The sequence below is a fragment of the Chondrinema litorale genome (assembly GCF_026250525.1).
In the GTDB taxonomy this organism is placed as follows: domain Bacteria; phylum Bacteroidota; class Bacteroidia; order Cytophagales; family Flammeovirgaceae; genus Chondrinema; species Chondrinema litorale.
Window position 1 is genome coordinate 139,898 of the sequence record NZ_CP111045.1, and the last position, 25,669, is coordinate 165,566.

Annotated in this window: 17 protein-coding genes; 15 read left to right on the plus strand and 2 right to left on the minus strand. The window is 34.4% G+C overall.

The genetic code is table 11. The annotated features are described in order from the left end of the window. The first annotated feature begins 34 nt into the window (after positions 1-34). The 7 genes from OQ292_RS23465 (at position 35) to OQ292_RS23495 (ending at position 6,222) form a co-directional block, all read left to right on the plus strand. Positions 35-604, plus strand: a complete 570-nt coding sequence (locus OQ292_RS23465; protein ID WP_284686820.1) for a hypothetical protein — start codon at positions 35-37, stop codon at positions 602-604. Between the two features lie 146 nt (positions 605-750). Further along, positions 751-1,371 (plus strand): hypothetical protein, encoded by a 621-nt coding sequence (locus OQ292_RS23470; RefSeq protein WP_284686821.1) that lies wholly within the window; start codon positions 751-753, stop codon positions 1,369-1,371. Then, complete coding sequence (locus tag OQ292_RS23475) at positions 1,368-1,661, plus strand: winged helix-turn-helix domain-containing protein (protein ID WP_284686822.1); 294 nt, start codon at positions 1,368-1,370, stop codon at positions 1,659-1,661. The genes OQ292_RS23470 and OQ292_RS23475 overlap by 4 nt, the downstream gene beginning before the upstream one ends. Positions 1,662-1,732: 71 nt before the next feature. Continuing rightward, complete coding sequence (gene creD / locus OQ292_RS23480; protein ID WP_284686823.1) at positions 1,733-3,106, plus strand: cell envelope integrity protein CreD; 1,374 nt, start codon at positions 1,733-1,735, stop codon at positions 3,104-3,106. A gap of 225 nt (positions 3,107-3,331) precedes the next feature. Continuing rightward, positions 3,332-4,816: a B12-binding domain-containing radical SAM protein gene (locus OQ292_RS23485; RefSeq protein ID WP_284686824.1), complete on the plus strand. Its 1,485-nt coding sequence runs from the start codon at positions 3,332-3,334 to the stop codon at positions 4,814-4,816. 195 nt (positions 4,817-5,011) lie between these two features. After that, positions 5,012-5,563 carry a hypothetical protein gene (locus tag OQ292_RS23490; RefSeq protein WP_284686825.1) on the plus strand — a complete coding sequence of 184 codons (552 nt, stop codon included), beginning with the start codon at positions 5,012-5,014 and terminating at the stop codon, positions 5,561-5,563. 149 nt (positions 5,564-5,712) lie between these two features. After that, the gene (locus OQ292_RS23495; protein WP_284686826.1) at positions 5,713-6,222 is read left to right on the plus strand and encodes a hypothetical protein; all 510 of its coding nucleotides are present in this window, start codon (positions 5,713-5,715) and stop codon (positions 6,220-6,222) included. Positions 6,223-6,265: 43 nt separating this feature from the next. Here the strand turns inward: OQ292_RS23495 and OQ292_RS23500 are convergent, their stop codons facing one another. Beyond that, a complete protein-coding gene (locus OQ292_RS23500) occupies positions 6,266-7,102 on the minus strand; it encodes an AraC family transcriptional regulator (RefSeq protein ID WP_284686827.1) in 837 nt (278 codons plus the stop codon). Positions 7,103-7,539: 437 nt separating this feature from the next. Between OQ292_RS23500 and OQ292_RS23505 the strand changes: the two genes are divergently transcribed. The 8 genes from OQ292_RS23505 (at position 7,540) to OQ292_RS23540 (ending at position 24,191) form a co-directional block, all read left to right on the plus strand. Further along, a complete protein-coding gene (locus OQ292_RS23505; protein ID WP_284686828.1) occupies positions 7,540-12,171 on the plus strand; it encodes a translocation/assembly module TamB domain-containing protein in 4,632 nt (1,543 codons plus the stop codon). Next, complete coding sequence (gene tamL, locus OQ292_RS23510) at positions 12,164-14,542, plus strand: translocation and assembly module lipoprotein TamL (protein ID WP_284686829.1); 2,379 nt, start codon at positions 12,164-12,166, stop codon at positions 14,540-14,542. The genes OQ292_RS23505 and tamL overlap by 8 nt, the downstream gene beginning before the upstream one ends. A gap of 105 nt (positions 14,543-14,647) precedes the next feature. Continuing rightward, positions 14,648-16,864 (plus strand): hypothetical protein, encoded by a 2,217-nt coding sequence (locus tag OQ292_RS23515; RefSeq protein ID WP_284686830.1) that lies wholly within the window; start codon positions 14,648-14,650, stop codon positions 16,862-16,864. A 129-nt stretch (positions 16,865-16,993) separates the two neighbouring features. Then, the gene (locus OQ292_RS23520; protein WP_284686831.1) at positions 16,994-18,799 is read left to right on the plus strand and encodes a glycoside hydrolase family 2 protein; all 1,806 of its coding nucleotides are present in this window, start codon (positions 16,994-16,996) and stop codon (positions 18,797-18,799) included. Between the two features lie 9 nt (positions 18,800-18,808). Next, positions 18,809-19,600, plus strand: a complete 792-nt coding sequence (locus OQ292_RS23525) for a polysaccharide deacetylase family protein (RefSeq protein ID WP_284686832.1) — start codon at positions 18,809-18,811, stop codon at positions 19,598-19,600. Positions 19,601-19,632: 32 nt separating this feature from the next. Continuing rightward, entirely contained in the window at positions 19,633-21,420 is a 1,788-nt protein-coding gene (locus tag OQ292_RS23530; protein ID WP_284686833.1) for a glycoside hydrolase family 9 protein, read from the plus strand. Between the two features lie 134 nt (positions 21,421-21,554). Beyond that, on the plus strand, positions 21,555-22,814 hold the full coding sequence (locus OQ292_RS23535; RefSeq protein ID WP_284686834.1) for a hypothetical protein: 1,260 nt from the start codon (positions 21,555-21,557) through the stop codon (positions 22,812-22,814). A 132-nt stretch (positions 22,815-22,946) separates the two neighbouring features. Continuing rightward, positions 22,947-24,191 carry a hypothetical protein gene (locus OQ292_RS23540; RefSeq protein ID WP_284686835.1) on the plus strand — a complete coding sequence of 415 codons (1,245 nt, stop codon included), beginning with the start codon at positions 22,947-22,949 and terminating at the stop codon, positions 24,189-24,191. Positions 24,192-24,290: 99 nt separating this feature from the next. Here OQ292_RS23540 and OQ292_RS23545 read toward each other — a convergent pair whose 3' ends face one another. Next, positions 24,291-25,592, minus strand: a complete 1,302-nt coding sequence (locus tag OQ292_RS23545; protein WP_284686836.1) for an oligogalacturonate lyase family protein — start codon at positions 25,590-25,592, stop codon at positions 24,291-24,293. Between the last annotated feature and the right edge of the window lie 77 nt (positions 25,593-25,669).

Consider the following 25,669-nt stretch of genomic DNA (forward strand, 5'->3'; position numbering starts at 1 on the left):
TATCCCGATTTCAATTAATGATGAAAAAGTAATATTGGCCAAAACCAGACTGATCGAGAATTATTTGGGTACTCATGGGGAGGTAACGGTTAAATATGGGTTTTGTCTGATTGAAAATAAAAGTATTTCTGAATTTAAAGGCATTAGATTAGAATCACCTAAAAATAATAATACCCAAGAGTATTATAAAAAACTTAAGTTTTGGGATGCGATTTTTTATGGAGAAACAACTAACTCTCAGTTAAAAGAAATTACCTCATATTTAAAGTTAGACAACAGCTATGATAGTGTAAATGTGAAATCTTACTATAAAAATAAAAAGTTAAAGAAAAGCATATTTGAAGAAGAATATAAATTGAAGCTAGCTGAAACTCCTCAACTAAGCTTGAAAAATGGTCAATCAGATGATTATGAAAAGACTAAAGATATATTGGTTCTTTATGATTTTGGGGATATTTTAATATTGCATAATGAATTTTTTTATGTAGAGGATGATTTGGTTGGGGCAAGCTTTAATTATTATCATCCTTGGTTTGATGCAAACAGAAATGAACATTCTGTGAAGTATGAAGAGTATGTAATAACAGGCATAATTTTTAAATAATAGTTTAAATCAGCTCAAAGGCAGTTATTTCATCTTTCTTTTTTCTCTAAAAACACACTTTCTCATAAAAATTTAAAATTATTTACACTTAACTATTGCTTTTTTCTGAATAATCAAATTACTTTGAATTACAAAGTACTTTATTTATGAAATCACAGGAAGAATACTTAGCAGATATCAAACACATTAAAGACATGATGAACCGCTCATCAAGATTTATTTCTTTGAGTGGTATGTCGGGAGTTTCGGCAGGCGTCTTTGCTTTGATAGGTGCTATAATGGCTCATCAAACTATCTATACAAGTGTAGTAAATCTGGGATACAGACCAATCATTCTTGATCAGAATAAATTAGTTCTATTATTAATCATTGCTGTATCTGTTCTGATAGCAGCAGTTGGTTCTGGAATATTTTTTACGACAAGAAAAGCTAAAAAGAACAACCAGAAACTATGGGATGTGCAAACCAAAAGATTAATTATTAACCTATTTATACCATTAGTTACAGGAGGTATTCTTTCTTTAATCTTGTTATTTAAAGGTTATGTAGGCTTGGTAGCGCCACTTACTTTGATATTTTATGGGCTAGGTTTGGTAAATGGTTCGCACTTCACATTAAATGAAATTAGGAGTTTGGGATTGATTGAAATCGCATTAGGACTGGTTTCTATGAATTTTATTGGATATGGTTTGTATTTTTGGGCTGTGGGGTTTGGTGTACTGCACATAGTTTATGGAATTATTATGCAAGTAAAATACGGATCGTGAAGGATTTACTAAAAGATCTAAATAAAGCTTTTGAAAATAGGGTAAGGTTGGGGATCATGTCGGCACTTATGGTAAACGATTATGTAGATTTTAATACTTTAAAGAGTTTATTACCGGGTGTGTCTGATGGAAACCTAGCCAGCCATCTGAAATCGTTGGAAAAATCGGAATACATTTCTTATCAAAAAGAATTTGTAGATAGGAAACCTAATACCAAGTATTCTGCTACTCAGGCGGGTAGAGAAGCATTTGTTAAACATGTAAAAGCTATTGAGCAATTGTTAAAATAAGAAAATTAAAAAAGTAAAATTTTTTTACCCATTCACTTTGTATTTCAAAGTACTCTATAAATAATACTACTATGGAAAATCAAAACACCGAAAACACAGAAAGAAATACTCCGCAATTTGGTTCATTAAAAAATTCTGTGAGCTTAAAGCTCGTCATTATTACTGTGCTAATATTGTTGCTGTTAATTCCTGCAACCATGATTAAGTCTTTGATCGAAGAAAGAGAAAAGATGAATCAGCAGGCTTTGGAAGAAGTACATATGAAGTGGGCAGGGCAGCAACTAATAAAAGGCCCAGTATTATCAATCCCTTATGAGTATGAAACTGTAGAGAACGGAGTAGTGAGTTTGGTACGCTCTGAGTGGCATATTTTACCAGAAGACTTAAATGTAAATGGTAAAATAGAACCGAAACTTTTAGAACTGGGCATTTTTGAGATAGTAGTATACGATTCAGATTTAAATGTTGATGGTAGTTTCTTGCTCAACAAAAAACTGGCGAATAACACAGTAAAGAATATATTTTGGGATCAGGCATTTTTAACCATCGGTGTTTCAGATTTAAGAGGGATAGAAGAAGAAATTGATTTAAGATGGAATAAAGAAAAAATGACTGTTACTCCGGGTACGCAGCTACCATCATTTATAAATTCAGGTTTTACAGTAAATGTGTCTAATCTGGAAGAATTACAAGAACAAGAAATACCTTTTAACTTTAACCTAAACCTGCAAGGCAGCGAAAACCTATCCTTCTTACCAGTAGGAAACAAAACCAACATCAGCCTGCAATCTGGATGGTCTGCGCCGAAATTTAATGGCAATTTCTTACCAGATACCAGAGAAGTTTCAGACCAAGGATTTAATGCTAATTGGCAGGTTTTACAACTCAATAGAAACTTTCCACAAAGCTGGGAAGGCTTTAGATACACCGACACTTTAAATGCATCTGCCTTTGGCGTAGATTTAATGTTGCCGCTAGATGATTATCAGAAGTCGATGCGCTCGGTAAAGTATGCGATTATGACGATTGTGCTTACTTTTCTAGTTTTCTTTCTTACAGAAACATTCCAGAAAAGACGCATTCATCCGATACAATACACCATTGTCGGTTTGTCGCTTTGCTTATTCTATGTGTTATTGATTTCCCTCTCAGAACATATGGATTTTAACTTGGCATATTTCATCGCAACATTCGCCACAGTCATGATGATTTCACTTTACTCTGTGAGCGTATTTAAAGTCAAAAAATATTCATTAATACTGGTAGCCGTACTCACAGGCATATACAGCTTCTTATTTGTAACACTGCAACTATCTGATTATGCACTATTGATGGGAAGTATCGGCTTAAGCGCCATTATGGGAGCTACCATGTACTTTACAAGAAATATAGACTGGTATGGCATCAGTCTTTCCAATGAGAAACAAGAGCAGCTTACATGTTAAGCATCATATAATGATGAACCAATGGGCAGACGCAAGCCCCTGGCATGTGTTTGCTTTTTCTTTTCTCTTTAAAAAAATGAAAATAAACGAAGCGAATAAATTGAATCCATTGTAACTCTATTCGAATCCTTTCATTACTTATCCATTGCTAAACTAAACACAAACAAACCTTTTAACTATTCTCCAATCTTTCAACCAGCATTTTTAACTCGAAAACTGACAACTATGAAAGTTAAAATGATATTACCAGCTTTAGCAGAAGCAGAAAGTCCATTTTGGCGACCGATTAAATATTCACTTTTTCCGCCATTGGGTTTGGCAACTTTGGCAGCTTATCTTGATCCAGATGATGAAGTAGATTTGCAAGACCAACATGTAGAAACTTTAAATTTGGACGACAATCCCGATTTGGTAGTAATTCAGGTGTATATAACCAATGCTTATCGTGCTTACAAAATCGCCGACCATTATAGAGAAAAAGGGGCTTATGTACTTTTAGGAGGTTTGCACGTAACATCACTTCCAGAAGAAGCGGCACCACATGCCGACACAATTTTTTTAGGTCCGGGAGAAGAGACATTTCCAGCGTTTTTGAAAGACTTTAAAAACAACCAAGCTAAGAAAAGATACTTTTCAGCCAAGAGAACTTTAGCTGGTATTCCACCAATTAGGAGAGATTTAATTAAGCGAAACAGATATTTGGTTCCTAATTCAATCGTGGTAACCAGAGGCTGCCCACACCATTGCGATTTTTGCTATAAAGATGCTTTTTTTGAAGGTGGCAAATCATTTTATACGCAACAAGTAGATGATGCTTTGGCTGAGATTGATCGCTTACCGGGCAAGCACTTATATTTTCTAGACGATCACCTTTTAGGAAACTATCGCTTTGCAAGTGCGCTCTTCGAAGGGATGAAGGGAATGAACAGAGTATTTCAAGGAGCAGCCACAGTAGATTCTATTTTGAGAGGAGATTTGATTGAAAAAGCCGCAGAAGCTGGTTTAAGGAGTGTTTTTGTGGGTTTCGAAACATTTTCGCCAGAAAACCTCAAACAAAGCAACAAAAAGCAAAACCTCAAGAAAGATTACGAAGCTGCAGTAAATCGCCTGCATAGTTTAGGAATTATGATTAATGGTAGTTTTGTTTTTGGCTTGGATGATGATGGTCAAGATGTATTCAAAAGAACGGTTGACTGGGGAGTACAAAATGCCATTACTACATCTACTTACCATATTCTTACACCATATCCGGGCACAAAGCTTTTTAAAGATATGGAAGCACAAAACAGAATTGTTACCCGCAATTGGGATATGTACGATACCAGAAGTGTGGTTTACAAAACCACTAAACTGACTGCTCAAGAATTAAAAGAAGGCTACGATTGGGCATATAAAGAGTTTTACAGTTGGTCGAATATTTTTGAAGCGAGTTTAAAGCACGAATCTGCTAAGCATAAACTCAAGCACTTATTTTATACAGGAGGATGGAAAAAATTTGAACCCGTTTGGAATTTCCTCATCAAAACCAAGAGCCTAAATAATATGCTACCAGTTTTAGAAAGCATATTATCTAAAGTGAGAAGTACTGGTTATACAAAAAATAAATATGCAGAAGATAGCATAAATGAGCCGGTTGAGCGTAAAAATTTATATAACAAAAAAAGGATAAAGTATAAACTTCATGATTTTCATGAAAAAATAAATGCTTAGCTGTAACAATTTTTGTTAGAAAAGCTTTAACTTAAACAAGACTATTGTAAACCCCACTAGTTGATACTATAGGAGCTTTTACTAAAAAAAATTAGCGTTAGGCAGTAATACTTACCCATTTTCTCTGTGTCTTACTAAATACAAGTTTAACCTTAAACAGGCTTAATTTTTTGAGCTCTGATAAATAATACTTTTATGCTAATCCAATTTATATTAATAGCAGCAATAATTTTAATAGTCGCTTTTTTAACAGTAAATTTTCTGAAATCTAGTAGAAGTCAAGCTAACCATGCAGAAATAGATATGCAGGTTTTAATTGCCAAGTTTTATAATCAAAATAACTTTTTTAGAAGCATGGCAAAAGAGAATACCTTGTTAGAGTTTTTACTTCTAAAGCTTAATAGTGTTCATTCTAACACTGATTACAACAATATAAAGCCTTATGTTTTTGAACTGTCAACTCGATTGATGCCTTCATATCAAAGTATGATTAATGATTATAGAAACCTGAACTACAGCCATGAGGGAATTCAAAACTACAAGGCAGTGTATCAACAAATAGTTGATGATAATAGAAATAATGACGAGGTGCTTCAATATATTGGTTCAATTAGCCAAGAGTTGTTTGATAAGTTAGCTTTTGATGCCCATACATTAAATAAATCAGAATTATCTCAGCAAATAATAAAGGACAGTGCCTCAATTCATGTAGCGCAACAGGAATTAGAATACGAAAAGTGTTTTTAGATTAGCTTAGCAAGCCTTCTTAAAGTAAGTAAAACTAAACTGTCAATTTTTATAAAATGAAAGCTATAATTACTGGTTTAAATACTAATATTTGTTCAACTTATTAGTAGATTATAGTGATTATATATTTTATAGCCTCAGTTTTTTTTGTGATAATAATTGGTGCGATTGTCTTAAAAAGCTCAAAAAATAAAGAAGCAAAACCAAGTGAGATTGATATAAAGTTTGAAAAGGAAATTAAGCAGTTAAAAGAATTTAATGCTGAGAATAATTTTCTAGCAAACGACTTTTCGGAAGACAAAATTAATAAATATGTTGAGTTGCTTTTAGACAGATTCAATTGTAAAGAAGTGGATTTGAGACATCAACAAATCAATTCAGCTCAACTTCTTATTCCTTCCTACATTGCGATTATTCATGATTTCAAAAAATCAATTACTGAAAGCAAATATCAAGACGAATACAAAAACTTATATCATCTCATTTTAAAGGAAAATAAATCTGATATGGGATTTGTGTCAGTATTTAGTTTAGTTGGTTTAGAGTTGTTAATCAAAATAGAGATAGATGCTAAACAGACTAATAATACACTCATAAGTAAAAAAGCTGATCAAGAAATCACAAAATTAAATGCTTTACTGAATTCTATTTTTACTTGAATTTAAAGTGTTTAATATACTGTCTAACAAATAGTTAAATGCATTAACTTAAAACAGCTTCTTGTCTAAATTGAGCCGTAGATAATGATGACATTTTTCTAAAGAACTTAGAGAAGTTGGAGGGATCGTCAAAGCCCAAGGCGTAACCGATTTCTTTGGCATTCATATCAGAATAAGCGAGTAATCTTTTGGCTTCCAAAATCAACCTTTCCTGTATGTATTCTTTTGCCGATTTGCCTAAATATTGTTTTACAACACTGTTCAGGTGTCCGGCTGTAATGTTTAACTGATCTGCATAATCTGAGACTTTATGCAATTCAAAAAAGTGTTTATCTACCAGTTTTCTAAAATTCCTGTAAATATATTCGCCCGAAGATAATTGTCTGTTATTTGTTTTATCGAGTACACAAACGTTGTTGCATTCTATAAGGAATAATTTCAATAAAGCACCTAATTGTTCTTCGTACATACTGTTTCTTTGCTCAACTACATCAATCATTAAATTAGTGTAAACACTAATCTTATCTCTTTTACTCTCATCGAGAATTAATGGCGGATTTTCATCACAATTTCTAAAAATCTTTAAATCATTTATAAAATCTTCGCTTATTTGGTGAATGGTTAAAAACTCGGGAGTGAAAGTAATTACACAACCAGTAGGATTTACATTTGCAATTACCTGATGCACCTGACCTGGGCTAATAAAAAATACAGAGTTGTTTTCAATAGCATATTCTTTAAAATCTATAAAATGTTTTCCTGATGCCTCTTTTGCCCAGATAATTGTGTAATAATCATGTCTATGAGGTGTATCAACCTCACCTTGAAGCGATTCTTCTATATCCTGCATTGTCTTGATAGTGAACTGTTTACCGTTCATTTTTTGTGCAGAATAGTAATATTTCAATGTTTCGCTTGTCATATTTACATCAGAGATTATAGAATTAATCCGAATGTAATCTTCTGATATGTAAAAACAAAATGATTTCTAATTGGTTAAATATGTTTTAATTGAAAAGTTTGTAAATGGTATTAAATTCATTTTTAGATGGATTATAGTTATTTCAAAAATCAATACCATTTTTGCAAAGCAATTAATAACTCTGACATTAATACCATTTCAAAAATGGTGAAAATTAAAGATCAACTAACATCTCTGGTAATAGTTTTTTACCGATTTTAAGGAACAAGTAAAGCGTTTTTTGTTAAGAATTTGTGCGGACTAATAATAAAATATATCGATGGGCTACAAAAGCCCTTCTTTTTTTAACTGTAACTATTTTAATCCTTTTAAGTATTGTATTTATCATACTTAAAGTGCCAGCTGTTCAGCAATCTATAGCCAATATTGCTGTAAACAAATTGAAAAAAGACCTTAATGTAGACATCCAACTAGAGGGAATTACTATTAACTTTCCTACACAGCTTGCTTTACTAGGATTGTATGTGGAAGATCAGCAGCAAGACAGCTTGCTGTATTGTGGTGAGTTAGGAGTTGATATTGCATTTTACGATCTATTAAACAATTCAATAAACATTGAGGAAGTAGAAATTGATGATTTGCTAGTGAATGTTTACCGACAAAAGGCAGATCAGAAATTCAACTATGAATTTATATTAGAAAACTTTACCAGTAGCGATACTACAACTCAAGCACCTGCCGATACAACTGCTGCTCCTTGGGAGTATAATTTAGGTGAATTCGACCTCGAAAATATTAGATTGAGATATGATGACGACAGCACCAAATCTAACTTTCATGTTGATTTGGGGAGATTGTTCGCTGGTTTCGAAACTTTTGATTTGGAAAATAGCAAGATTGAACTCGATGAAGTTTCGCTAATTAATAGCTTTATAAAAGCAGAATTATTTACTGATACTACTGCAGTTCCAGATACAAGTAGTAGTGTGGTTACATTAGACATTGGTTGGCAGATCGCTGTAAATAGCTTGCAACTGGAAAATGATAGAGTAATTTATAATGATGTAGCCATCGCTGACACCTCGCAAACCACTGATACATTACCTGCTTTTAATCCTGCCAGACTCGATTTTAAAAATATTGCCTTAGAGATAAACGATTTTGAGCTTAATGGTGAAAAAGCCCAATGCACTTTAACCAATTTACATATCGAAGAGCAAAGCGGTTTGGCTATAAATAATGCGGCTTCAGAAATTTTGGTTGGAGAAATGTCGAAGGCAAGCTTAACAGACTTTCTAATAGAAACACCAAATAGTAAGCTCACACTAGATTTAGATTTAAACTATGAGACCTTAAATCAACTTGCATCTCATTACGAACAAACTCAAATTGATCTACAGCTTAAAGAATTTAAACCAGGTTTAGAAGATGCACTCTTTTTTGTACCTCAATTAGATACAGCCATTTCTAAAAAAGGAGTAAATTCTATTAGTTTATCTGGGGATTTAAAAGGCAAACTGGCTCAAACACTTCAATTAGATAACCTAAATTTAAGATCGGGAGATAGCACTTTAATTCAAGTAAATGGCGAAGTAAAATATCCGCTGTCTACAGATTCAATGGAATTTGCCATTAACCTTGATACACTCATTAGTACCAGACAAGATTTGCTAAGCTTTCTACCAGATGTTTCTAAGCCAACTGGCATAAATCTGCCAACTCAAATTTTTGCTACTGCAAATGCTTCTGGTAGTTTATCTAAAGCAAAAGCTGAAGTCAACTTAAATACAAATATGGGTGGTATGCAAACTACCCTCAATTATAGGAGTGATGATTCTACCCACCATTTTGCTCAGGGAGAGATTGATGTAAAGCAGTTTCAAATTGGCTCATTTTTACAGAATCCATCATTAGATAAGCTTACTGCAAGTCTCGATTTTAAGGTAAATATTAATGATAATGCCATTACAGATATGCAATCTACCGCTGTAATGGATACATTTTATTTTAATGGGTATAACTACGCCAATATCGATTTAAAGGCAGATATGATCAACGATAGTCTGTCTTACAATGCCAATCTCGATGACAAAAACCTTAAATTTAAACTGGATGGCAGCTCTGTATTAGCAGATTTACAAAAGCATCACATCCAACTTAATTTAGATAAGCTCGATCTTGTTAAGTTAAACATGTCAGACTCAGTAACAGATGTAAGTGGCATTTTAAAAGCAAATGCCAGCCTTACCGATGTAAATGACTTAAATGCCGAATTGTTAATTAGCAACTTGAGATTCAGAAGGGCAGGTTTAGAAAACAAAGTAGGCGAATTAAAAGCAAAGCTTTTTCAAACTACAGATTCTCTAAAGTTTGTAACCAAAACAGAATTGCTCGATGCTTTAATCGAAAGCAATTTGAACATATCGGAGATTTACCCAGAGATGGAATCGTATCTATCGCAGTATGTGTATATGGATGATGTGGAGATGGATAGCATAGATAATCATTATTTTCATATTGATTTACAAACCAAAGATTCTCCTTTGTGGTATGATTTGCTGATCCCAAGCATGAATTATATGGGGGCTATTTCGCTCAAAGGGAATTATAATGATAGGAAAAAAAATCTAGATATTTTCTTAAAAACAGATAGTGTAAATTATGCAGGAATTGTAGTAGATACCCTTAATTTTAGAGTTAATGGAAATAAAAACAAGCTAAGTGCTGGTATAAGAGCAGATAAAATTGAAAGCAGTCTGGTATATCTTTCTTCTCCGGTTATAGATTTAAATTTTGCTAATGATACCGCCGCTGTAGAGTTAGCATTTAGAGATAGTCTTAGAAATCCTTTTTTCTTAATTAAATCGGAGATTAGCCGAAAAGATAGTAGTTTCTATGTTCACCTAGATTCAGATAGATTGTTATTGTTGGGTAAAAAATGGAATATAGATAGAGATAATTATGTATCAATTGAAAAGAATAGCTTTTTAAGAACGCATAATTTTAGGCTTAGCAATGGGCAGCAAATGCTTTCGGTTACACAAGATAGCACCAGCAACCGCTATGATAACCTAAAAATCGCCTTTCAAAACTTTCAATTAGAAAACCTCATTAATCTGATAGATGCGAAGCAAACCTATGCCAAAGGAGAAATTGAGGGCGAAGTGTTGCTAGCAGATATACTCACCGAATTAAAGTTTGATGTAGGTCTGGATATAGAAAAACTAGAAATGTTTGAGGTGCCATTTGGCAATCTTAAGCTCGATGTAAATAATAAAAATCCTGATTTTTATGATGTAGCAGTAAATTTAGAGGGAGACAAAAACGAAATGGCTTTAGATGGCAGGTATTATGTGGCCGGGCCAGATTCTTCTAAAATTGCATTAAATGCTGATATAGATTATTTGGATTTAAGTATTGCTGGCGATGCCAGTGGAGGAGAACTAAAAAATGTTACCGGATATTTAGATGGTTCACTAGACATTAATGGAACCGCAGCAAAACCAGAAATTACAGGTAACCTCGATTTTAATGATTTCGAGTTTTTACTCACCTATCTCAATACCAAATTTAAAATTGATGATGAGGGGATACAATTTCAAAAAGATGGTATCTACCTCAATAGTTTCACCTTAGTTGATGAAAATAACAATGAAGCATCGATAGATGGGAGTATAAAAGACCTCGATTTTATGGATTATGTGCTTGATTTAAAAATTAAGGCAAATCAGTTTCAGGCACTTAATACCAAGCAAGGAGAAAATGATATGTACTTCGGTAAAGTGCTACTCAATACAGATATAGATGTTGAAGGGAGTATTTTATCACCTACAGTAGATATGAACCTCGAATTGCTCAAAGGAACAGATGTAACTTATATTGTTCCAGAAGATGAGTTGGTGATTGAAGAGCAAAAAGGCATTGTGGAATTTGTACAAGTTAACCGTACTGATACACTAGAATTGATTGATTTGGATGCAGATTCGGTTTCTCAGCAAGCTCAGCTAACTGGTATAGATATCAACATGAATATCCGCATAAATCCAGATACAAAACTCAATGTATTGATTGATGAAAAAGCAGGTGATAAGTTAGAAATTACTGGTTCTGGTGATTTAGTATTAAACATCCAGCGAAGTGGGAATATGACTTTAACCGGCCGCTACGATATTAATGGAGGTTCTTATTCACTTTCTTTCTATGGCTTAGTGAGCAAAAAATTCAGCCTTGCAGATGGTAGTTATGTACTTTGGAAAGGAGACCCATTTAATGCAGATATAGACATTCAAGCATTGTATGAGACTAGAACCTCTCCCGAAAGTTTAATGTCGAGTATTGGTGAGGATGGAAGTCAGTATCAAAAACCTCAGTTATTTCAGGTAAAGATGAATATCGATGGAGATCTTGAAAGACCGTTGATCAGTTTTGAGATGGATATACCCGAAAATGCTAGAAGCAATGGAACTGTTTATGATGCCGTTCAGCAGCTTAACCAAACCGAATCTGAGTTGAACAAGCAGGTTTTTGCGCTATTGGTTTTAAATAGCTTTATCTCTACTAGTTCTAATGGCAATGAGATTGGCGATAATCTGGTAAGCTCTACAGCCCGAAGTAGTGTGAGTAAATTGCTTACCAATCAGCTAAACAATTTAACAGATAAATATATTAAAGGTGTACAGCTTAACTTGAATCTAGAATCTTACGGAAGTGGAAATTCTGCCGGAACAGATTTGCAAGTAGGTTTATCTAAGAGTTTGCTAGACGAGAGGGTAACAGTTGAAGTTGGAGGAAGTTATCAGTTAGAAGGTGAGCAGCAACAACAATCTGATGGAGTAAATAACTTAGTGGGTAATGTGGCAATCGAATATAAAATTACCAAAGATGGTAGATATAGATTGAGGTTTTATCAAATGAATGAGTATGAAGGTATTCTTGACGGGCAAATTACCTCAACTGGTTTATCTATCATTTTTACAAGAGATTACGACAAACTGAAAAACCTTTTCAAGAAAGAGAAGAATGAATAAAAAAATTGAAGACATATTGATTTTATTTAGTGGGAGATTTGGAAGAAGGTTTTTCATACTGAATAGTGCAGTTTGTGCGGCTATTTTATTGATTTGTTGGAGTTGTTCGGGATTAAAATCGCTAGAAGAAGGAGAGCAATTGCTAACGGGTTATCAAATAAAAGTAAAGAGTGATACCAGTGTGCGCACATCTTACATCACAGAAAAAGCCCTTGAAGTAGTTGAGCCCATTCCGAACGAAACCATTTTGGGTATCTTTAGACCTGGGCCATCAATTTACCACATGGCTGGTACGCCCAAAAAAGACAAAGGCTTTAAATTCTGGTTAAAAAACAAGATTGGTAGTCCGCCAGTAAAATTAAGCGATGTAGCTATTAGCAATACAAAACTGCTTATCCAAAACCGTTTACAAAATCTGGGTTATTTTGATGTAGTGGTAGACCATGAGACGGATATCAAAAATAAAAAAGCACAAATAACTTATCAGATCAATCTGAATAAACCTTATAGAATCAGAGAAATATATTTTCCAGAAGATGAAGGCGAACTTGAGCAAAACATAAGAGAAAGTAAACAAAATACCTTGCTAGACAGTGGCCGGACTTACAATCTGGATAATCTTAAAGCAGAAAGACAGCGAATTGAAAGTTATCTAAAAAACAGAGGCTATTTCTATTATAATTCTGATTATCTGGTATTTAAAGCAGACTCATCTATTGGTAATAGAAATGTAGATTTATACCTCCGATTAAAGACCTCGACACCCAAGGAAGCGCGAATAGGTTACAAAATTAAATCAGTTGATGTTTCTATAAAAAGAGGTAAAGCATTAGGTAATAATTTCGCTGCTGAAGATTCACTCGCAGTATCTTCTACTGATACTGTTGACTATGAAGATGTAAACTTTATATCAAAAGAAGAACTCTTTAAGCCTAAAGTTCTTTCCAGGTACATTTATATAGATAAAGGTGAGACTTTTAACTATGCAGATTATCTGGAAACGCTCAATAAGTTAATAGACTTGGAAGTGTTTCGCTTTGTAAATGTGCGATTCGATCCACAAGACACCATGTCTCAAACACTCGACACAGATATTTCTCTGATAAGTTTGCCTAAGAAAAACTTGCGAGTTGCTTTCGGTCCTGTTTCCCGATCTAACAACTTTGTTGGTTCTGAGCTAACAGCGAGTTTTAGAAACAGAAATGTATTTAGAGGAGCAGAAGAGTTTACTTTAAACTTGAATTCTGGCTTTGAAACACAGCTAAATACAGAACAAGCTGCGGTTAATTCTATCACTTTTGGTTTGGAGTTGGCATTGAATATTCCAAGGTTTATGACGCCATTTCCGATCAATAAATATTCAGACCGATACATTCCCCGAACATCTTTTAGTGTAGGCTACGATTACCAGAAAAGAACCAATTACTTCGAGCTCAATAGTTTTAATTTGGGTTATGGTTATCGATGGAAAGAAACTTCAACCCGGAGGCACGAATTTAATCTGGTAGCTATAGAATATAACCGATTGGGTTACACTTCAGAAGAGTTTAATCAGATACTTGAAGAGAATGAGCTATTAAAAACCAGTTTCGAAGATCAGTTTATATTAGGTACAAATTACAATTTCTATTACGATAATGCTGGCGAAGAAAGTAAAACCAGATTTTATTGGAACCCTAGTATCGACATATCTGGTAATTTAATGAGTGCCGTACAAGGTTTAATTGATGGAAGTAGTGGCTCAGAAGAAGATGACCAGAAATATATTTTAGGACTGCCTTATGCCCAATACTTTAAACTAAATTCAGATTTACGCTTTTTTTATAAACTAAATAGAAGGTTAACTGTAGCCACACGCTTGCTTACAGGTATGGGAAAACCTTATGGTAATTCAGAAGTGTTGCCTTACAAAAAGCAATTTTTTATTGGTGGTACAAACAGTATAAGAGCATTTCAGGCAAGATCGCTCGGGCCGGGTACGTATACACCAGAAGACGATAATTCCAACTATTTATACTTCGACCAAACAGGTGATATTAAGCTAGAAGCCAATGCCGAATTGAGATTCGATATCTATGGTTACTTGAAAGGAGCTGTGTTTGTAGATGCCGGTAATATCTGGACATTTAATACAGATGCAGATAGACCCGGTTCTCAATTCGAAGTGAATGAATTTTATAAACAACTAGCTATCGGAACTGGTTTAGGAATAAGAGTGGATGCTTCATTTTTTGTATTAAGAGCAGATTGGGGACTTCCATTAAGAAACCCAGCAGAAACTGATAGTCCTTGGGTTATTAAAAACTTTGGAAGTAGTGAGTGGAGAAAAGATAAAATTATTTTGAACATCGCTATTGGCTATCCTTTCTAAAAAGAATACCTACTGCTACTGGCAAACGATAGAAAAATACTCTTCTGGCGTTTCGCTATTATTTTAAATAGTGCTGATACTTAGTATAAAATTAATTTTACCAATGTGAAAAAAAAGAAAAGGCTATATATTGTATTAGGTGTTTTGGTGTTACTCACGGTAGCGTATCAAGGGGTGCTCTTTTTTATTGAGCCTATTTTAGAAAATCGCTTACACGCCTTTTTAGATGATAATCCTGATTTAGACCATGTTTACGATTTCGAGCGAATTAAACTAAACATGGTAACCACTACGCTAGAAGTTGTTGATCTTACAGTAAAACCCAAAGAAGCTACTCTAGATAGCCTTAAAGATTATCAAAGAAGTAATGCCATTAACATCGAAAATGCAAACATCATTATTTCTGGTGTACCAGTCTGGAAATACTTCTTCTCAAAAGAGTTGATTATCAACGAAATAATTATTGATAACCCAAAAGTAAAAGTTTATTTCACCAACAAAAGTGACTCTCCGGGAAATACAGTGCTAATGCAGGAGATATTTTCAAACCTGTTGAATAAAGGTGAAATTAAACGTTTCAGACTCAATCAAGCAACTTTTGAGGTTTTTGATATTGATAAAGAAAAGCCTCTTTTCTATACAGACTCGGTCTTTGTTTTGTTTGAAAATGCCATGGTAGACAAAAAAACGCTGCAATATATGATGGGGATGGATTTTGAGAAAATGGCATTGAATAGTGCAGGGTTTAAAATCGCCATAGATAGTAATTATACCATTTCATCAGAAAGTATTTTTATCCAAGCTTTTTCATCCAAAAACAAGCCTAAAGATGCAGAAGCAGGAATGTTTATTAAGAAGTTTAAGCTAACTCCTGATGAAGATGTATTGAAAAACCTAAACCGTTCTAAAGTTCGCTCACTTACTAGATTAAGTGTAGAAAATGTGAAACTGGAAGAGCTTGAGTTTGAGAAGTTTTTCCAAGAAAGAGATTTAAGGTTTAAGAGCTTTGTACTAGAAAAACCGGTGGTTAACGAGTTTGTAAATACCAAATCTAGAGAAAAGGCCAATCCTGACCCAATAGGTAAAAAATTAGAAAACTTTCTGGCAAAGCTCAATTTTGAGCGATTATTAATGTCTGATGCAAATGTTACAGTGCGAGATATTAATAAGAAAGAACCATTACTATACTTGTTAGATGCAGATTTGGAAGTACAAGGACTTCAACTTAGCGCCGACAATTTAGATGAAAAATCTATCAACCCAGCATTTGAGAAAGCAATCTTTGATGCAGATAGCATTAGCTCAATGGTTTCAGAGTTATATACTCTTAGCGGCAAAAACCTAAAAGTTGATGCTAAAAATAGATCATTAGCAGTACAGAAATTATACATCAAATCACTCTATTCAAAAACAGAATATCAAAAGCATATCCCTACAGAAAAAGACTGGTTCTCTGGTGAAGTTTCTTCTGTAAAAGTGCAAGGGTTTAATTTAGATGAACTTTATAATTCATTGTCTTTCTATGCAAATTCTTTATCACTCGATAAATTAGACTTACATATTTATAGAGACAAGAGTTTACCAGACAATACCAAATTTAAACCTTTGCCTCAGCAGTTTTTAAAAGAATTGCCCTTTAACCTGAGAATAGATTCTTTGCTTTCTACCAACATGGAAATTACCTACGAGCAGGTGGGACATGCCAAAAATGAAGAATTACCCGGAAAAGCTACTTTAGATCAAATGAAGGTTTGGGGTAGTAATATAACCAATGCGAAAGAGTATATCAGAAAAAATCCAGTAATGTCGCTTAATATGGATGCCATGCTTTTTAGAACCAACAGACTTAAAGCCAACTACAATTTCTATCTAAACGACTACAAAAATAAGTTTACATTAAAGGGAAACATGCAAGCGTGTTCAGCAACTACTTTTAGTCCTTTATTGGAAAGCATGATGATGATTAAAGTATCTTCTGGTTACATCAACGATTTTAAGTTTGATTTTACCGCTAATGATGATCAACTGACTGGCAAAGTAAACATTGAATACCGAAACATGGAGGTAGAAGTTTTGAACAATAACGATCCCGATAAATCTTCTGGCTTTTTGAGTTTTGTTTCAAACAGTTTGGTGAAAAAAGATAACCTTAGAAGCGAGCGAAATTTTAAAGTGGGAGAGGTAACAGTAGAAAGACCTAAAAATAAATCTTTCATCAATTATTCACTTAGAGGATTGAAAGATGGCATTATGTACACCATGGTTCCTGTGAGTAAAATCAAGAAGATTTTTAAGAATAACAACAAGAAAAAATCTGATTGATCCACTTTGAAGCAAAGGCTTTTCAGTTTCATAATTTATTAATAACTACCTGTCTGTTTTACAGTCTTAATCTGGTTATTTACTTCATTATAGTATAATATTGAAGAAAGATAACAATCGAGAAAGACTATGAAAAAACTAACAATTATTTTACTGGGCATTTTTTATACAACCTTACTTACAGCCCAAACTCCGCTAATTACCAATGTGCCAAATCGCGAAAGCCAAAGTCTTGATGGAACATGGCATTACATTATCGATCCACTAGAAAATGGTTATTACGATTATAGAAGAACGCCTTTCGATAATTACGAAAACCCGGGCAGCAGTGCTTATTTCACTAATACAAAACCTTCGTCTAAAAAAGATAGAGTAGAATACGACTTTGAGCATTCGCCTACATTAATGGTTCCTGGCGATTGGAACACACAAGAAGAGCAACTTTTCTGGTACGAGGGTACAATCTGGTATCAGAGAGATTTCACTTATTCTAAGCCAACTGGTAAAAGAACTTACTTATACCTCGGTGCAGCCAATTACGAAACGCATGTTTATGTAAATGGCAAAAAAGTAGGTAGCCATACCGGTGGTTTTACACCTTTCAATTTTGATGTAACCGATATCTTAAAAGAGGGTGATAACTTTATTGTAGTTAAGGTAGATGATACTAGAAAGAAAGAAGCAGTTCCCACTGTAGCGACTGACTGGTGGAACTACGGAGGAATTACCAGAAGTGTAAAATTGGTGGAAGTACCAACAACATTCATCCGTGATTTTAAAGTGCAATTAACCAAAGGAAGCAGCAATGAGCTAAGTGGTTATGTGCAACTCGATGGAGATGTAGCTTCTAAAGAAGTGAAAGTTAGTATTCCAGAGCTTAAAATCGAAAAAACAGTTACTACCAATGCAGAAGGTAAAGCTGAGTTTAGTATGGTGGCTAAAAAACTGACTTTGTGGGATACCAACAATCCGAAATTGTATGATGTGCAATTGGAATCTGGCGAAGACAAAATTGCTGACCAGATTGGTTTTAGAACCATAGAAGTACAAGGGCAAGATATTTTGCTAAACGGCAAAAAGGTTTTCTTAAAAGGTATTTGCATGCACGAAGAAAATCCGATTAGAGGTAGAAGAAATTACAGTGAAGCAGATGCGCAAATGATGTTTAATTGGGTGAAAGAATTAGGTGCTAACTTTGTGAGATTAGCACACTATCCGCACAACGAAAACATGCCGAGGTTAGCAGATAAGTTAGGTATTTTACTTTGGGAAGAAGTGCCAGTTTACTGGACAATCCAATGGGAGAATGAGGCGACTTACAACAATGCTAAGAATCAATTAACAGAGTTGATTACCAGAGATAAAAACCGTGCAGCAGTTATTATTTGGAGTATGGCAAACGAAACTCCGGTAAGTGAGCCAAGAAACAAATTCTTGAAAAACATGGTGGAAACTGCCAGAGGTTTAGATAACACCAGGTTGATTAGTGCGGCAATGGAAGTGCATTCTGAAGGTTTAACTAAGATTTTAGACGATCCATTCGGTGAGTACACAGACATTATCAGTTTTAATCAATATCATGGTTGGTATGGTGGCAATCCAGACGATTTTGCTAAACTAGATTGGAAGATCAAATACAACAAGCCAGTTGTAATAAGCGAATGGGGTGGAGGTGCTCAATATGGTTACCATGCAGATAAAGAAACAGTATGGAGCGAAGAGTTTCAAGAGAATTTGTATGAGAAAACCATTGCTGGTTTAGATAACATTCCGGGTTTTAGCGGTTGCACTCCTTGGATTCTGGCTGACTTCCGTTCGCCAAGAAGACCTTTGGCCATCAGACAAGATATGTGGAACAGAAAAGGAATTATTTCTGAAGGTGGCAACAAGAAAAAAGCTTTCTATGTGCTGAAAGATTATTACAAAACAAAGTAATAACTCAACATGAATGTGAAAGCAATCATTTTCCTGTGTATTTCAGCTTTTGTAATTTTTAATAGAGAAGCCTTTTCTCAAGATTATTGTCAAAAGTTTGAATGCTATCAGGAAGCTGTAATTAAAGGAGACACCAGACTGAAAAAGCTCAGTCTGGTGTTTACTGGTCATACATTTGCAGAAGGAGGCGAACATGTTTTGCAGGTCTTAAATAAGCAAGACATAAAAGGTGCTTTCTTTTTTACAGGAGATTTTTATCGAAATCCAGATTTTAAAGAATTAATACAAAAACTACATCGCAATGGACATTATTTGGGTGCTCACTCAGATAAACATTTGCTGTATTGCGATTGGACAAAGCGTGATAGTTTGCTAGTAAGCAAAGCAGTTTTTCAAAAAGATTTGAAAGACAATTATGCCGAAATGAAGCGGTTCGGCATTGATAAAACCGATGCGCCATTTTTTCTCCCACCATACGAATGGTATAACCAATCCATCAGTAATTGGACAAGCGAAATGGATTTGCAATTGATTAACTTTAGTTCTGGAACTAGATCAAATGCAGATTATACCACACCAGATATGAAGAATTATCTATCTAGTGACCAGATTTTTAACAGTATCATTCAATATGAAAAAGAAAGCCAAACAGGCTTAAATGGCTTTATGTTGCTCATTCATGTAGGTACTGCCCCAGAAAGAACCGATAAATTCTATCATCAACTCGAAAAGCTAATTGATACTTTACAAGCGAAGAATTATCAACTTGTACCATTAACCGAACTCCTCAAACTACCTTAAAAATTACCGAAACTTACAAAATACTTTATCCTGTGAACAAACTTTACATATCTCTGATTTTCATTTTTAGCGCGCTCAATACCTTGGCGCAACAAGGGCCTTATATCCGAATTAATCAGATTGGTTATTTGCCAGATGAGAGCAAAATAGCAATAGTTTTCTCTGAAAAAGCGGTAAGCGAATCTTTTTATTTAATTGATGATGCCAATCAAAAAGTGATAAGCAGCATCAAACTACAAAAAACTAAAACCGAAAATTGGGGTAAATTCAAATACTATTACACATTAGATTTTACGGAGGTTAAGCAAGAAGGTACCTATTTTTTAAAAGGTAAAAAGTCGGGAAATACTTCTTCCATTTTTGATATTTCATCTCAAGCCTACGATCAAACCGAAGAGACTGTGTTGGTTTTTATGCGCCAGCAAAGATGCGGCTATAATCCCTTTTTAGATATGGTTTGCCACCAAAGAGATGGCAGAGCTATGGATGGCCCGATGCCAGATTCCACTTTTGTAGATGTAAGTGGTGGTTGGCATGATGCAGGAGACCAATTAAAATATTTAATTACAGGCAGTTACGCGACTGCTCATATGTTGATGACTTATGAGCTTTTTCCTGAAAGATTTGGCGATAAAGTAAATCATTTAGGTCAGCCTGAACCGAATGGCATTCCAGATGTGCTCGATGAAGCAAAATGGGGACTTGATTGGATTCACAGGTTACATCCTAAACCAGATCAATTGTTTCATCAGGTGGCAGACGATCGCGACCACAGAGGTTGGAAAATGCCAGACGAAGATGTTTCTGATTATGGTTGGGGTGCAAATAGTTATCGCGTGGCCTATTTTGCAACTGGAAAACCACAGGGCTTAAACAAGTATAAAAGCGAAGCTACCGGTATTGCCAATTTGGCTGGTAGATCAGCAGCAGCAATGGCTTTAGCGGCAAGAATTTGGGAAGCGCATTTGAATGATGCTGACTATGCAAATAAATGCAGAGAAGCTGCCATTTCGCTTTATGCAATGGGTACGAAACAAGAAGGTTATCAGCAGGGAAATTCTTATGGAGCGCCCTATCGATATAATGAAGAAACTTGGTCTGACGATATGGAATGGGCAGCGGCAGAGTTGTACAAACTAACCGAACAAGAAAGCTATCTTACAGATGCCAAGAGATATGCAAAATTGACCAACACAACTTCTTGGATGGAGTTAGATTCTGCTGCTCACTATCAATATTATCCTTTCATCAACATGGGGCATTATGCTTTGTACGATCAAGTAGAGCCAGAATTAAAAGATTCATTAGCAGCTTATTACAAAGCCGGAATCGAAAAGAACTTTAAAAGAGCACAGCAAAACCCTTATGGCATTGGGGTTCCGTTTATTTGGTGTTCTAATAACCTCTTAACCAGTTTAATCGCTCAAGTAATTTTGTATGAGAAAATGACTGGCGATCTTGCTTATCATCAGTTTTTGGTTGAGCAGCGCGATTGGTTATTTGGCAGAAATCCTTGGGGAACTTCTATGTTTATGAATATGCCACAGCGAGGAGAATATCCGGTGGATGTGCATACGAGCATTTGGGCTTTAACCAAGCAAGAAGTTCCGGGTGGTTTAGTAGATGGACCTGTATTCGCAAGTATTTATCAATCTTTAAAAGGATTGACACTTTCTGAGCAAGACGAGTTTGCTCACGTGCAAAACAAGTTTGTGGTTTATCATGACGACATTGGAGATTACTCTACCAACGAACCAACAATGGACGGAACTGCCGGAGCTATATTAATGATGGCTTATTGGGGAGTGAATGAAAAGTAAGATTTAATTTTCTAACACATGCTTTAAAATGTAGTTTATAAAGATGAATTGCTTTATAAACTGCATAATTTGTAATATTGTGCTGCTTTTGTAGACAAAGTAATAGGAAGGTAATTATAATTTGAAAGTAATTGATGGAAGAAAAATCTACGAACTCAACACAATCAAACATTGAAGATAACACTGCAAAAAATTCTAATGTTATACCCGATTGGTTAAAAGATACACAAAATAAAAGCTGGGAGCCAGAGATCATTATTTCTGGTTTGCTACTTACTTCTTTATTTATCGTTCCCTCAAAGCTATTCCAGTTATTTACGGTATTGACTCAAGAATTTGCGGTGCATTATGTGAGTGCCGGGATAATCTTAATGTATCTCACCTTTGCTATTAATGTATTTAAAGTATTTTTTGTGGTGCATTTACTTTCCAGACTTGTTTGGGCAGGTTTGGTAGGTTTAAGTTATGCTTTTCCAGAAGGAGTTGATAATACCAAGCTATTTAAACACTTTAGGCAATATCATTTTCCAAGTCCAACAGAGATGGTAATTAAATTGGAAAAATGGTGTAGTACCATGTTTGGTTTTCCGGTTTATACAGGAATAATATTCTCCATTTTTACCCTTGTGTTGATCTTACTAGTTGGAGTAAGTATCTATTTTGAATTCCATGGAGGTGAAGAACTATACATCTTTTTGTTTCTAGCATTAGCTTATACAATATTAGTTTTTGTTTTCAAAAAAACTAAACTTGCTGAGTGGATGGGTACTTCATTACCCAACACAATTTCATCTATTTACCAAAGCAATTTAGGCAAATGGAAAGTGATGATATTCGTAAATGTTATACTTTTATTATCGTTGCCTTTCAGTTTTAATGATATGGAGGGTGATAATCTATATGCCAATATAAAATCGATAGACGAAGATTTAGAGTGGTTAGATAAATCATTCTGGTACGAAGAGTATCACGACAAAGACTTGCGATACCCCAGAGCATTTATAAAGACTGAACAAGCTTACGATAAATCTCTAATATTGAACATTGCTCATTTTAAAGAAGATGAATATAACTTAGTTTTCTTTAAATCGGGTGAAATTCAAATTCCAGATTCATTGGGCTGGGAAAAACCTGAAAAGCTATCAGATATTTTTAAAGTATATTTAAATGATTCTCTGATATCGGATTTGGACTGGTCACAAGTAAAATTTCAAACTAATTATCAGAAAGGTTTTACCACACAATTAAATATCGAAAACTTAAAGCCCGGCAAAAATGTGATAAGGGTAGAAAAGATTTGTTTTTATTCCTTATTGTTCCTCAAAAGGTTAAGAGTTAGAGAAAGATGGTCAGAAATCCCGTTTTACAAAATTGAGCGAATTAAAAACAACTAAATTAGGCATCGAAAATAGCCAATAAATGCAATATTGATTATAGACTTTGTAGAATAATCTTCATCATTAACTATATTGTGAAGCTTATAAAATCAAAGTAATTGTAATGTATTTGTAATCAGCAATTTTCTGATGGAAGATAAATTTACAGACACCAGTCAAACTGATATTGAAGATAAGTTTGCAAATAGTTCTGCTATACCAGATTGGTTAAAAGACACACAAAATAGGAGTTGGGAGCCAGAAGTAATTATTTCTGGTTTAATACTTACGTCTTTATTTATAGTTCCAACAAAGTTATTCCAATTTTACACCATATTAATCCAAGAGTATGCGGTGAGTTTTGTTAGCTCATTAGTAACCTTTTTGTATCTCTCCTTTGTGATTAATGTCTTTAAAGTATTTTTCATAATCCATTTGCTTTCGAGGCTTGCATGGGCAGGTTTGGTAGGTTTAAGTTATGCTTTTCCAGAAGGAGTTGATAATACTAAACTCTTTAAAACATTTAGTGAATACAAGTTTCGTAGCCCGACAGAGCTAGTAATTAAACTAGAAAATTGGTGTAGCACCTTGTTTGGTTTTCCAGTTTATACAGGCATTTTATTTACAGTATTTACCTTTGTACTATTTTTATTAGTTGGAGTAAGTATTTTATTTGGTCTACATGGTACGGAGGAGATTTATCTCTTTTTGATGTTGACAGCCATATATACTGTGATAGCATATGTGTTTAAAAAATCGAAAATTGCTCAGTGGATAGGTACTTCCATACCGAGTACCATATCTTCTATTTACCAAAGTAATTTGGGTAAATGGAAGGTGATGATTTTTATCTATTGTATCATGTTTTTGTCGATGCCAAATATATTATCAGACTTGCATGGATTTGACATGTATGCGAATATTAGCAATATCGACGATGAGCTAGAATGGTTAAATAAATCTTTTTGGTACGAAGAGTATCATGATGAAGAGCTTAGATATGCGAGAGCATTTATAAAAAAAGAGCAAGTGTATGATGAATCACTCTTATTAAACATTGTACACTACCAAGAAGATGAGTTTTCTATCGCCTCTTTAAAGTCTGGCGAATTCCAATTGCCAGATTCAATAGATTGGGAAATACCTCAAAACTTTCCTGGTTTGTTTAGAGTGTATTTAAATGATTCTCTAGTTAGCAATCTAGATTGGGCAAAAGTTAAATTGAAAATCGATAATCAAAAAGCCTTTACAACACTCTTGGATATTAAGTATCTTCAACCCGGTAAAAATCTAATACGTATAGAAAAACTCTGTGCTTTTTCAATTCTGATGTCTGATAAGATTAAGATTAGAAAAAGATGGGCAGAAATTCCATTTTATAAAATGGAAAAGTAATTAGTTTTAAAAATGCATAATAATCATAACAACCTACATCCGGTAGTGCATAGTTTAGAATTTGAGGACAAACTAATTGTTGGTTTGATAATTTAATACTTAAAAGGATTCATCTTTTTCAATATCAACAGCATAAATCTGGCTGCTACCCTCAAAATTGGCTCTGAAAATAATCCATTTACCATCTGGTGAGAAATGTACATTTGGTTCCAGATCATAGTTATGATGTTTCATATTAACCAGTTTTTCTGAGTGCAAACTATCACCTTCAGTTCTAAATAAGTACAACCACATGCCATCTTTTGCCCTTGCTACTTGGGTAGAATCTCCGCCATCTCCCACAAAAATGCTTTGGTCAGGAGAAATATTAAAGTGAATAGACCATTCATCACGAGTCATCGCATATTTCTTTTCTTCACCAGTTTCTACATTAGCACCTGCCAGATAAAAGGTTTCACCCCTTGGAATTTGTAGATCGAACCAAATAGTTTTTCCATCTCTACTAAAAAACTCGTGCCCGGCAATTTCTCTTTCTACAGTTCTTTTGTGCATGAGCATTGGAGTTTCATCATGGATATTCATACTCCAAATTCTGTCCACGAAATGCCAAGGACCTTCATGGCAAAACATGAGTCTTTCAGGGTCAGTTGGTGAGAATTGTACATGGTTAAGCCAAGCAGAATCGCTATGAATTTGAGAAATTTTCTGGTCATCCACATTTAGAGTAAATAGGGTATGAGGTAACTTGGCTTCATAAATCAAATTGAAATAATCACCTTTTCTAGGATTATTTTTCAAGATAGAATCTTTTTCGGCAATGCTGTAAACACCTGCTAGTAATTGTTCATCAGCATTTAAAGTAGTAATTTTTGCCTGTGTTAAGCTATCTGGAAAAACATAAATGATTCTAGACTTTGCATTGTCAACATTTACTGCAAATACAGTATCACTACTTTGATAAAAAACTTCTCTTCGCTTTTTTCCTACAATTTCCCCAGAGATGGAAGCCGAGTGGTGAGTTAACTGTTTTATTTCTAGGGATTTTAAATTTAGGGTAAAAAGTTGTTTGATGTCTTTCCCTTTGTACCAATGATCTGATTTCCTTACCTCTTCACTTCCATAAAATACCATCAGGTCACCTTCATCACCATGAGCAGGAATAAATGGGTTATTATGAAAATAGAAACTGCGATTATCAGCTCCTGAGCGTGTTAACTTGATCAACTTATGACCTGTATCCTGATCAATCCATTCTACTGAAGACATAGGTTTTTGCCCTCCAGTTTCCATTTCAGGGATTCTTTGAGGATTTGCACAGGAGCTAAGTAAAGCGATTAATATGAAAAAGATATCGAGCTTTGCTAAAGTTTTTTGTGTTAGAAAGTTTGATTGTAAATACATGATTTCTTTGGTAAATTAAATGGATAAGGATCAATTACAATTTACCAAAATTTGTCCTTAAAGACACAGAAAAAATG